General features: G+C 73.3%; 12 protein-coding genes. 8 read left to right on the top strand and 4 right to left on the bottom strand.

Going from position 1 to position 10,914, the window contains the following annotated elements:
* A partial coding sequence (locus ABD844_RS45425) for a cupin domain-containing protein (protein WP_344893561.1) occupies positions 1 to 482 on the bottom strand: 482 nt, incomplete at its 3' end.
* Between the two features lie 70 nt (positions 483 to 552).
* Here ABD844_RS45425 and ABD844_RS45420 point away from each other — a divergent pair.
* Together ABD844_RS45420 and ABD844_RS45415 are read left to right on the top strand one after the other, a co-directional pair.
* On the top strand, positions 553 to 1,470 hold the full coding sequence (locus tag ABD844_RS45420; protein WP_344893558.1) for an SDR family oxidoreductase: 918 nt from the start codon (positions 553 to 555) through the stop codon (positions 1,468 to 1,470).
* The gene (locus ABD844_RS45415) at positions 1,467 to 1,919 is read left to right on the top strand and encodes a DUF4440 domain-containing protein (RefSeq protein WP_344893555.1); all 453 of its coding nucleotides are present in this window, start codon (positions 1,467 to 1,469) and stop codon (positions 1,917 to 1,919) included. Before ABD844_RS45420 ends, ABD844_RS45415 begins: the two co-directional genes overlap by 4 nt.
* 90 nt (positions 1,920 to 2,009) lie before the next feature.
* On the opposite strand, the gene ABD844_RS45410 is transcribed toward ABD844_RS45415, so the two are convergent.
* Complete coding sequence (locus ABD844_RS45410; RefSeq protein ID WP_344893552.1) at positions 2,010 to 2,612, bottom strand: TetR family transcriptional regulator; 603 nt, start codon at positions 2,610 to 2,612, stop codon at positions 2,010 to 2,012.
* A gap of 66 nt (positions 2,613 to 2,678) precedes the next feature.
* On the opposite strand from ABD844_RS45410, the gene ABD844_RS45405 reads away from it, so the two are divergent.
* From ABD844_RS45405 to ABD844_RS45385, 5 genes are all read left to right on the top strand, one after another.
* Complete coding sequence (locus ABD844_RS45405; RefSeq protein ID WP_344893549.1) at positions 2,679 to 4,673, top strand: HelD family protein; 1,995 nt, start codon at positions 2,679 to 2,681, stop codon at positions 4,671 to 4,673.
* A gap of 84 nt (positions 4,674 to 4,757) precedes the next feature.
* Entirely contained in the window at positions 4,758 to 5,096 is a 339-nt protein-coding gene (locus tag ABD844_RS45400; protein ID WP_344893546.1) for a hypothetical protein, read from the top strand.
* A gap of 31 nt (positions 5,097 to 5,127) precedes the next feature.
* Positions 5,128 to 5,724 carry an NUDIX hydrolase gene (locus ABD844_RS45395; protein ID WP_344893543.1) on the top strand — a complete coding sequence of 199 codons (597 nt, stop codon included), beginning with the start codon at positions 5,128 to 5,130 and terminating at the stop codon, positions 5,722 to 5,724.
* A 362-nt stretch (positions 5,725 to 6,086) separates the two neighbouring features.
* Positions 6,087 to 6,746 carry a lysophospholipid acyltransferase family protein gene (locus tag ABD844_RS45390; RefSeq protein ID WP_344893540.1) on the top strand — a complete coding sequence of 220 codons (660 nt, stop codon included), beginning with the start codon at positions 6,087 to 6,089 and terminating at the stop codon, positions 6,744 to 6,746.
* 79 nt (positions 6,747 to 6,825) lie between these two features.
* Entirely contained in the window at positions 6,826 to 8,400 is a 1,575-nt protein-coding gene (locus ABD844_RS45385; protein WP_344893537.1) for a penicillin-binding transpeptidase domain-containing protein, read from the top strand.
* Positions 8,401 to 8,450: 50 nt separating this feature from the next.
* Here the strand turns inward: ABD844_RS45385 and ABD844_RS45380 are convergent, their stop codons facing one another.
* Together ABD844_RS45380 and ABD844_RS45375 are read right to left on the bottom strand one after the other, a co-directional pair.
* Positions 8,451 to 9,299 carry an alpha/beta fold hydrolase gene (locus ABD844_RS45380; protein WP_344893534.1) on the bottom strand — a complete coding sequence of 283 codons (849 nt, stop codon included), beginning with the start codon at positions 9,297 to 9,299 and terminating at the stop codon, positions 8,451 to 8,453.
* Between the two features lie 138 nt (positions 9,300 to 9,437).
* Positions 9,438 to 10,124 (bottom strand): PadR family transcriptional regulator, encoded by a 687-nt coding sequence (locus ABD844_RS45375; RefSeq protein WP_344893531.1) that lies wholly within the window; start codon positions 10,122 to 10,124, stop codon positions 9,438 to 9,440.
* A 115-nt stretch (positions 10,125 to 10,239) separates the two neighbouring features.
* Here ABD844_RS45375 and ABD844_RS45370 point away from each other — a divergent pair, with 115 nt between their 5' ends.
* Positions 10,240 to 10,710: an OsmC family protein gene (locus tag ABD844_RS45370; protein ID WP_344893528.1), complete on the top strand. Its 471-nt coding sequence runs from the start codon at positions 10,240 to 10,242 to the stop codon at positions 10,708 to 10,710.
* The last annotated feature ends 204 nt before the right edge of the window (positions 10,711 to 10,914 follow it).

Genomic DNA, 10,914 nt, shown 5'->3' with positions numbered 1-10,914 from the left:
CCGGCGGCGGCCAGGCGGGACAGGAGGTCGCCGAGCAGGGGTTCGCCGGCCACGGCCGCCCGGTCCAGCACCAGGACCTGCGGCAGCGCCCGGTACAGCGGCGCGGCGGCGTCGGCGTCGTAGTGCAGCCCGCCGCAGAGCATGACGGTCGGCTCCCCCGGCCCGTCGATCGACACCGTACGCGCGGAGCCCGGCTCCCGCCCCGGCAGCACGCTTTCGAGCGGCACCGTGGCCCGTCCGGGCGCGTCGGCCAGCCGGTGCGCCGCCCCCTGCGGGAACACGGCCAGCTCCCCCGGCCCGAGCCGTACGGGCTCGGCGTCCGGCAGTTCGACCACGCAGCGGCCGTCGCGTACGTAGTGCAGCAGCGCGCAGCTCTCCCGCTCGCCCGCCACGCCCCACGGCGCCCGCGCCGTCCAGCGGCTGTGGAACACGCCGCGCAGCCGCAAGGGGGCCAGCATCTCGCTCAGGAGATCAACGCTCACGGACGATCCTTAAATATCCGGAGATATCTCTTTATAGAGGGTACTTCCCGGCCTCGGCAGACTGCCGTTCATGAGATTCCTGGTGATCGGCGCCTCGGGCGCCCAGGGCGGTGCCGCCGCCCGCCACCTCGCCGCGCGGGGCCACGAGGTCCGCGGCTTCTCCCGTACGCCGTCGTCCCTTCCCGAGGGGGTCCGGCCGTTCCCCGGTGACCTGGGGGACGCCGGGCGGGTGAAGGAGGCGTTCGACGGGGTGACGCACGCGGCGGTGGTGCTGCCCATGGTGTACGAGGCGGCGACGGTGTCGGCGTACGTGCGGCACGTGATCGACGCGGCGCTGGCGGCGGGAACGCGGCGGCTGGTGTTCAACACGGGCAACCGGCTGCCGGGGCGGCCGAGCGGGGTGGCAGCGTTCGAGACCCGTCGGCATGCGGCGCAGGCCCTGCTGAGCAGCGGCGTGCCCACGGTGGTGCTGCGCCCGCCCCTGTACGCCGGCAACCTCCTGGCTCCCTGGGCGACGGGGACGGCGGGGGTGCTGCGTTACCCGCTCCCCGCGCACGTGGCCGTGCCCTGGCTGACGCACGCCGACCTGGGCGCGATCACGGTGGCGGCGCTCACCCGGGACGGGCTGGAGGGCGCCACCCTCGACGTGGGCGGGCCCGACGCGGTGACGGGCCAGGAACTGGCGGCGCTGTCCGGGTCCGGCGTCCGCTACGAGGAGCTGGACGTGGCCGCGTTCGAGGCCGCGCTCGCCTCGGTGGCCGGGCGGGAGGCGGCGGCGGGGGTGGCCGCCACGTACCGGTGGATCGGCGCCGCGAAGGACTTCTTCGCCACGCCGGACGACACCGCCGCCCGCCTGGGCGTACCCCTCACACCGCTGCGCGACTGGCTCTCGGCCCGGGGAACGGGGGCCGGAAAGGGGGACGAGCCCGGGCGGAGCGGCGGACCGGGCACGGGCGGCGAGGCCGCGCGGAAGGGAGGCCGGGCATGAGCGAGGAGACCGTCCGGGAGACAGCCGGGGAGGCAGCTCGGGAGGTGGCCGGGGAGACAGCGCGGGAGGCAGCTCGGGAGGCAGCTCGGGAGGTGGCCCGTCACCATCGGGTGATCGAACGCTGGCTGACCGGCGCCGCCACCCGCTCCGAGTTCGCGGCCTTCGCCGACGCCCACGCGCCCGGGTTCACCCTGATCGGCCCCGACGGGACGGTCCTGGGGCGGCAGGAGGTGCTGGCGCTGGTCGAGGCCGCCCACGGCGGCGCACCTGGCCTGACGATCACCATCGAGAACGCGCGCGTGGTGGCCGAGTCCGGCGACCTGCTGATCGTGACCTACGAGGAACGGCACCACACCGGCGACGGCACCAAGGCCCGCCGCGCGACGGCCACGCTCGGGAACGCTCCCGCATGGCGCTGGTGGCACCTGCACGAAACCTGGCTCCCCTGACGAACCAGCCCCGCGCAACTCCACCCAGCCCTCGCGCAACCCCACATGGCCCCGCCTGGCCCCGGCAGGCTCAGGCAGGCTCAGGCAGGCTCAGGCGGGAAGCATGCCGAAGCCCTGTTCCGCCTCGCGCACCGCCTCGGCCGCCGCCTCCTCGATCGGCCGCCCGTCCGCGAGCATCTGCCAGTTGCGCCGGGAGAGCACCCGCTGGGTGGCCAGCACCTGCCCCGCGAGCAGCCCGGCCGTCAGGTCGTCCGTCGTCTCCGCGAGCGCCTCGGCGAGCAGTTCCTCGTCGCGGGCCATGTACTGGTGCACCCGGGCCAGCAGACCCGGCGAGCTGAAGAACACCAGCCGGTAGTAGGCCACCACCTCGGGGTGGTCGTTGAGCCCCGTGACCGGGTCGCGCCTGGCCAGCCCGTCGAGGAAGTGCCTGCGCAACGCCTCCACCGGCCGCTCCCCCCGCTCCCGCTCGCGCACCACCCGGGCCGGCTCGCCCAGGTGGTCGGCGAAGCGGTGCAGGACGAGGTCCTCCTTGGTCGGGAAGTACTTGAACAGCGTCGGCTTCGACACCCCGGCCGCCGCCGCGATCTCCGTCACGGGCACCTCGTCGAAGCCGCGCTCCAGGAAGAGCCTGATGGCCGCCGTCGAGAGGGCCTCGTGCACGCGCTGCCGCTGCAGCTCCCGCAGTCCCGTCATGAGTACAGCCTAGCAAAGTGTTAACCTGGTTAATCTCTTAACCGAGTTAACGCTTTGGAGGTGTTCATGGACACGCTCGACGACGAGAGACGGTACGTCGAACGCTGCAGGGCGGGCCTGCGCAGGATGCTGGAGGGCGCGCGGAACAACGTCATCGTCGGGGAGACCGTGGCCGGCGACCGCTACAGCGCCGAACGGCTGGGACGGCACCTCAAGAGCCTGGCCAAGGAGCTGAGCGAGGAGCCGGAGGGCCCGCCGTTCTTCGGCCGCCTCGACTTCGGAGCGGGCTCGGCCGAGCACGCCGGGCGCGCGTACCACATCGGCCGGCGGCACATCACCGGAGAGCACGGCGGCCCGCCCGTGGTCATCGACTGGCGCGCGCCGGTCTCGCGGGCCTTCTACCGGGCGGGCGCGCGCGACCCCCAGGGCGTCGCCGTACGCCGCCGGTTCGGCTGGTCGGGCGTGACGCTGACCGGCTTCGAGGACGAACGCCTCGGGCTGGGCGAGGAGGGCGACAGCAAGATCCTGGCCGCCGAGATCGAACGCCCCCGCGTCGGCCCCATGCGCGACATCGTCGCCACCATCCAGCCCGAGCAGGACGACCTCGTACGCGCCGAGCTGGACACCTCCATCTGCGTCCAGGGCGCGCCGGGCACCGGCAAGACCGCCGTCGGCCTGCACCGGGCCGCCTACCTCCTCTACGCCCACCGCCACCGCCTCGAACGCTCGGGCGTGCTGGTGCTGGGCCCCAACCCGGCCTTCCTCGGCTACATCTCCGCCGTGCTGCCCGCACTCGGCGAGATGAACGTCGAGCAGACGACGCTGGAGCGGCTGCTGTCCACCGTCCCGGTCACCGCCGCGGACGGCGAGGCGGCGGCCGTGGTCAAGCACGACGAGCGCATGGCCGAGGTGCTGCGCAGAGCCCTGTACGGCCGCGTCCGCAAGCCGGTCGAGCCGGTCGCGGTGCCGGACGGCGCCTACCGGTGGCGGGTGTACGAGAACGAGCTGCGCCGCATCGTGGACGACACCCGGCGCGAGTCCCTCCCGTACGGCGTGGGCCGCGAACGCGTCAGGGCCCGCGTGGTGGAGGCGATCCGCCGCCAGGCCGAGGCCCGCGGCGCGACGGCGAGCGCGGCCTGGCTGCGCATGATCGGCCGCGGCGTCACCGCCTGGCTGGACGGCGTCTGGCCGGCCGTCAAACCGGCGGAGGTGCTGCACGAGGTGCTGCGCGGGCCGTCCGGTGACGACGTACCCGACCCGGCCCGCGGCCTGCTGACGGGCGCCGAGCGCGCGGCCCTGACCTGGGCCCGCCCGCCGCGCGGCGTCAAGAGCGCCCGGTGGTCGGCGGCCGACCTGGTCCTGCTCGACGAGATCGCCGGGCTGATCGAGCGTCCGCGCGGCTACGGCCACGTCATCGTGGACGAGGCCCAGGACCTGTCGCCCATGGAGTGCCGGGCCGTGGCCAGGCGCGTCGAGCACGGCTCGCTGACCGTGCTGGGCGACCTGGCGCAGGGCACCACGCCGTGGGCCGCCACGTCCTGGCCGGAGCGCCTGGGGCTGCTGGGCAAGCCGGACGGCGAGATCGTCGCGCTCACGACCGGCTTCCGCGTGCCGGCCGCCGTGGTGGAGCTGGCCAACACGCTGCTGGCGGCGCTGGATGCGCGGGTGCCTGAGACGCGCTCGTACCGGTCGGACGGGCGGCTGCGGGTGACGCGGGTGGGCGCGCTGGAGGAGGGGGTGGTCGCGGCGGTGCGGGAGGCGTTGTCGTTCGAGGGCTCGATCGGGGTGATCGCCGCCGACGCCGGGGTGGAGGCGCTCACGTCCGCGCTGTGGAACGAGGGCCTGGACGTCGCGGGGCGGCTCAGCGTGACGCCCGCCTCGATGTGCAAGGGACTGGAGTACGACCACGTGGTCGTGGCGGAACCGGCCGCCATCGCCGAGGCCGAGCGGCGCGGGCTCAACCGCCTGTACGTCGCCCTCACCCGGGCCGTCTCCCGCCTCGACGTCGTGCACGCCCGTCCCCTTCCGCCACAGCTCTCTGGCCCCGCGGAAGCCGCTTGAAATGGGCAGATGTCGGGAACGCACGCCTCGACAGGCCCTCTCCTTCGGTGTGTGATGTGGTTCTCCGCTGAGAGGAGCCCACCCGTGACCTCGTCACCCGACCCGCCCGCAGGCGACGGCGGCGACCCCCACGACGGCGACCCCCACAGCGGCGACCCGCACGGCGGCGCGGCCGACTGGTCGCCGACCCCGGCCCGCCCCGTGCTGGAGCCCCGGGTGAGCCGGCAGATCCTGTCGATCGCCGGGATCGTGTGCGCGGTGGTGGCGGTGCTGTTCCTCCCGGTGTTGTTCGGGCTGGCGGGCGTGGTGCTGGGCATCGTGGGGCACACCCGCGGCGAGCCCCTGGGCCGGTGGGCGGCCATCGCCGCGGGCGCGGGCATGCTGGTCGGCACGCTCCTCAGCATCCTCCTGGCCTCGGGCTGAGCGGTGCGTGCCACCGTGGGATCCTTGGGGGATGTCCTCGCCGATCGGCGCGCTGCGCGAGCAGGTCACCGCCCGCCTGGCCGCCTTCGATCGCCGTCAGGTGCCGCCCGCCGGTGGGCTGCGCCGGGCCGGGGTCACCGTGTGTGTGCTGGAGGATGCCGAGCGCAGCCCGTACGTGGTCGTGATCAGGCGGGCCGCCCGCGGTCGCAACCCCGGGCAGTGGGCGCTGCCCGGCGGCCGGGCCGACGACGGGGAGCAGCCGGTGGCGGCGGCGCTGCGGGAGCTGGCCGAGGAGACCGGCGTCACGGGGGTCGAGGTGGCCGGGCTGCTCGACGACTTCGTCACCGACTCGGGTTTCGTGATCACGCCGGTGGTCGCGTTCGGCGGCCGTCAGGAGCCGGTGCCCGATCCGCGCGAGGTGGCCTCGGTGCACGGGGTGCCGCTCGACCGGTTCCTGGCGCCGGGGGTGCCGCGCTGGCAGGGGGAGTTGCTGCAGATGCCGCTGGGGCCGTCCATCGTGATCCACGCGCCGACGGGGGCGATCCTGTGGCAGTTCGCCGAGGTGGCCCTGCGCGGCCGGGAGCAGCGCGTCTTCGACGTCGCCCAGCCCCACTGGACCCGCCACTGACCGCCGGGCACCCCCGGCGAGCAGGGCCGTCGGCCGCGCTCCCGGCGAGGTCGGGCCGCCCTGCACGGCCCGGGGCACGGGGACGCCGGAAAATCCCTACGCAAAACAGAGCCTGCGGCGAACCCGCGATTACCTTCACGGCCGGGCGGTGTGCTTAACTCAAGATTGCCGATGTGGTCTGTGTCCCCCGGGCCGCAAATTACCGCCTTCACGGAATACCGTTCGGCTGGAGCCGTGTTGTGCACCTCGCCGAGGAGGCGACCGCCACATCGGCCTAACGACTTTCCCCAGGCGTCCCGCCGCGTCCGCGGGATGCCTGCCTTATTGTGGGGTGGCCATCGGCCCGATGATCAGGAGACTCGTTGCTGTACGAAGTGGTCAAGTTCGCCTCCGCGCCGCTCGCCCAGGCGATGTGCCGGCCGCACATCTCCGGCGCGGCGAACGTGCCGCGCACCGGCCCGGCGATCCTGGCCGCCAACCACCTCTCGGTGATCGACTCGTTCCTGCTGCCGGCGCTGCTGCCGCGGCACGTGACGTTCACCGCCAAGACCGAATACTTCTCCGGCAACCCGATCTCCGGCTTCTTCATGCGGCTGGGCAAGAGCCTGCCGATCGACCGTGAGAGCGCGCACGCCGCCCAGACCATGCTCGACGAGGCCGCGGCGCTGCTGGAGCAGGGTGAGCTGTTCGGCATCCACCCCGAGGGCACCCGCTCCCCCGACGGCCGCCTCTACCGCGGCAAGATCGGGGTGGCCTGGCTGGCGCTCAAGACCGGGGCCCCGGTGCTGCCCGTGGCGCTCAGCGGCACCGAGAAGGTGCTGCCCCTCGGGGCGAAGGTGCCCCGCCCCGCGCGCGTCGGCATCACGATCGGGGAGCCGCGGCGGTTCACCGGCGAGCACACCAAGGCACAGGACCGGCGGCGGGTCACCGACGAGATCATGGCGGCGATCCAGGAGCTGTCCGGCCAGGAATACGTCCCGACCTACGCGGCCAGCTACAAGGCCGCGAATGGAATGTCCTGATTCGACGCAGCTAAGCTCGGAGACCTGTCGTCGAGGAGCGGGGGGCTGATCAGTGGCGCGGGGCCGTACGATCGCGATCGTGTCCTGCGCCACCGTGCTCGCGGTGGGGGCCGCAGCCGGTGGCGCCTACTACGTCTTGCACACCCGGGGCACCCCGGGCGAGACCGCGCAGCGCTTCGCCGCCGCGTGGCAGGCCGGTGACCAGGGCGCCATGACGGCCGAGCTGGCCACGCCGCAGCAGCTCACCGCGTACGAGCAGCAGCGCAGCGTGCTCGCCGTCGAGTCGACCGCGATCCAGCTCGGCAAGGTCACCGAGGGAGACGGCCGGGCCAGCGTCCCCTACACCGCCACCCTCGCGCTGAAGAACATCGGCGAGTGGACCTACCAGGGCAAGATCGACCTGGTGGTGGCCGACCGCACGTGGAAGGTCGACTGGACGCCCGCGACGCTGCACCCGTCGCTGACCGGCGGAGCCGCGTTCTCGCTCAAGACCCGCTGGCCCGAGCGGGCCGAGATCACCGACGGCGAGGGCGACCGCATCGACACCGGCACGGTGGGCGGATCGGTTCAGCAGCTCGTCGGCTATCTCGCCAAGGCCACCAAGAAAGACGTCGCCAAGCTGGGCTCGTCCTACAAGGTGGGGCAGGCGGTCGGGCGCGACGGGCTGCAGGAGACGTTCCAGAAGCGGCTGGCGGGCACGCCGGCCACCGAGATCAAGCTCGGTGACAAGACGCTGGAGACCATGGAGGGCACCGAGGGCGAGCCGGTCCGCACCACGCTCGACCCGCGCGTGCAGGCCGCCGCGGTGACGGCGGTGAAAGACCTGGACAAGCCCACCTCCCTGGTGGCGATCGAGCCTTCGACGGGCGAGATCCTGGCCGTGGTGAACAACCAGGGCGGGTTCAACCGGGCGCTCGACGGCCGTTACCCGCCGGGCTCGACGTTCAAGGCGGTCACCGCGATCGGGCTGCTGGCGGCCGGGGTGTCGCCGCAGGACCAGGTGACCTGCCCCATGTACGCCACCGTCGGCGGGCTGCAGATCCGCAACTCCGACAAGGCGGAGTTCGGGTCGCTGTCGTTCCTCGACTCGTTCGCGCACTCGTGCAACACGACGTTCGCGCCGCTGGCCCAGCAGAAGCTGGGCGCCGACAAGATGCTCGACGTGGCCGAGGAGGTGGGCTTCAACCAGCCGCTCAACATCGGCGTACCGGCGACGAAGCCCAGCTTCCCCAAGGCGCAGTCCGACGCCGAGCTGGCCGCGGAGTCGTTCGGGCAGGCCCGGATCACCGCGAGCCCGCTGTCGATGGCCTCGGTCGCCGCCGCCATCGCCGACGGCACCTGGCGCCCGCCGACGCTGGTGCCCACGATCAAGCAGAAGGCCGACGAGCAGGCGCTGCCCGAAGGGGTGAAGTCGGAGCTGCACTCGATGATGGCGGCCGTGGTGACCAAGGGCACGGCCAAGTCCGCGGGGCTCCCGTCCGGCACCTACGGCAAGACCGGCACGGCCGAGTACGGCACGGGCGAGAAGCTCGACTCCCACGCCTGGTTCATCGGGTTCAAGGACGACGTGGCCTTCGCCGTGGTCGTCGAGGGCGGCGGCGGTGGCGGGAAGGTGGCGGCGCCGGTGGCGGCCACCTTCCTCAACAGCCTCTGATCCCCGCCCGCGCGGGGGTTCACCCGGTGGCCTGCGCAGGGCCCCGGAGATCACCCGGCCAGGAAGCGGCGGACCTCCTCGGCGACCCGCTCGGGCCGCCCACGCTGAGCCGCGTTCGACGTGGCGCTGTGGTCGAGCCCTTCCATGGCCACGCGCCGGGCGTGCGGCAGCACCCGCTCCAGCCCGTCGAGCGCCGAGCGCAGGTGCCCCTGGCTCCTGGTGCCGCCGAGCAGCAGCACCTCGGCCGCCACCGAACCGTATTCGGCCAGGTCTCCTGACGCCTCCGCCACCACCTGGATGTCCTGGCGCAGCGTCGGGGCCAGTGCGCCGAACGCCCCGCCGTCCTGGTCCTGGCTCTTCAGCATCAGGTTCGTGAGCAGCTCCTGCAGCGGGCGCGGCAGGGCGTTGAAGAACGGCGGGCCCAGCCGGGCCGCCCGCAGGCCGGTGACCAGCGCGGCGGCGGTCCTGCCCGCGGCCAGCTCGCGGTCGAGGCGGGGCAACAGGCGGGCCGGGTCGGCGGGGCCGAGGCCCAGCGGGGGCTCGAAGAGGACGATCTTGCGCAGGGCCCGCCGCGCGAGCGCCGTACGCAGGGTGATGATCGCGCCCGAGCTGACGCCGAGCGCGTACGGCGCGCCCGTGGCCCGTACGAGCGCGTCGAGGTCGTCGACCTCGGGCCGCAGGCCGTGATCCGCTCCGGCGGGGCCGCTGCGGCCGCGGCCCCGGCGGTCGGGCAGGTAGCAGGTGAAGTCGCCGGACAGGGCGTGGGCCAGCTCGATCTGGCTCTCGCCGGTCTGCATGGCTCCGTGCAGGATCACCAGGCCGGGGCCGTGGCCGACCTCGTGGTAGCTGATCGTGGTGCCGTCGGCGGACGTGACGGTGCCGAGGGTGGTCGTGGTCATGATGGCTCCCGTGGTTTCTGTGGGGGAAGGGAGCCCGGCTATCGTTGCCTGTGTCATCTCGTGGCCGGGGCTCCGCTTGGCGGGTCTTCGGTGCGAGGTCGCCCGGCGGTGGTGTTGCAGCACCGCCGCCGGGGTCTTTCAGTCTTCCTCGGTCGGTCCTTCTTCTGTGCCGCCCCTTTCCGCGAGGTGCGCCAGGCCGGGCGGCAGGTCGCCCGTGCGGTGATAGGCACGCCACGCGTCGAGGTCGGGGAAGGTGCCTCCGTCCAGCTCCGCCAGCAGCGAACGCACCCAGCGGGCCTGGGCCTCCCGCATCGCCAGCGCGTACTCCGACTCGACGAGGAAGAGGCGGGGCAGTTGGCCTCGTTCGGCCTCCAGCGCCTGCCGCTCGGTCTCGATCTGCCCCTCCAGCAGCTCCAGCCGCTGCCGCAGCAGCGGGGCCACCTCGTCGGGGCCGAGCCCGCCCATGACCGACAGGCCCGCCTCGAACGACGACGGCTCCCGCAGGGGGGTGGACAGCAGCTCGCGCGTCCAGTCGTCCGCCTCGCGCCGCCCGGCCTCGGTGACGCCGTAGACGGTCCGCTCGGGGCGGGCGCCCTGACGGCCGCTCTCCACCGCCTCCAGCAGGCCGTGCTTCTCGAGATTGCGTACGACGGTGTAGAGGGAGCCCCATTTGATCGGCATGTCCTGGTCCTTGCCGCGGGCGCGCAGGACGGAGGCCATCTCGTACGGGTGCATCGGCCGCTGGACGACGACGGTGAGCACGGCCAGCGCGAGCAGGTTGCCCACGGGGCGCCGCTTGGCCATCCGGCCCACCTCCTCGTTCACGAATACTCGTATGCGAGTATACGCACACGAGCATCCCACCCACAAGAGTCCCCGAGCGGATCGGTTCGATACCTTCGGCGGGAGGAACCACCGGCAGCGCGAGGACGGACCGCCCATGAGCCGTGAGCACACCTACCAGACCGTCGTGACCTGGACCGGCAACAAGGGCACCGGTACCAGTGGCTACCGCGACTACGGGCGCGAGCACGAGCTGTCCACGGCGGGACCGGCGCCCATCGCGGGCAGCTCCGACCCCGCCTTCCGCGGCGACCCGTCACGCTGGAACCCCGAGCAGCTCCTGGTCGGCTCGCTGTCGCAGTGCCACATGCTTTCGTATCTGCACCAGTGCGCCGTGGCGAAGGTCGTGGTCACCGCGTACGCCGACACGGCCTCGGGCACCATGGCCGAGACCGCCGACGGCGGCCACTTCACCGAGGTGGTGCTGCGTCCGGTGGTCACCGTGGCGGCGCCCGAGATGGTGGAGACCGCGCTCGCCCTGCACGCCGACGCCCACCGGGCGTGCTTCATCGCCGCCTCGGTCAACTTCCCGGTACGCCACGAGCCGACCGTCCACGTGGCCGGCTGAGCCGCCTCACGAGACCCACAAGGCCCATCGCCCCCAAGAGCCCCCCGGCACCCTCACGCACACCCGGGATGCCCTCAACGGCCTCACGCACAGCGGAAAGCCCTCGACGACCCCTCACGCACGACGAAAAGCCCTCGACCGCCCCTCACACACGACGGAAGGCCCTCGACCGCCCCTCATACACGGCGGAAGGCCCTCGACCGC

It is taken from the genome of Nonomuraea antimicrobica (genome assembly GCF_039536965.1).
GTDB lineage: Bacteria > Actinomycetota > Actinomycetes > Streptosporangiales > Streptosporangiaceae > Nonomuraea > Nonomuraea antimicrobica.
This window is presented reverse-complemented; position numbering and strand designations above follow the sequence as displayed.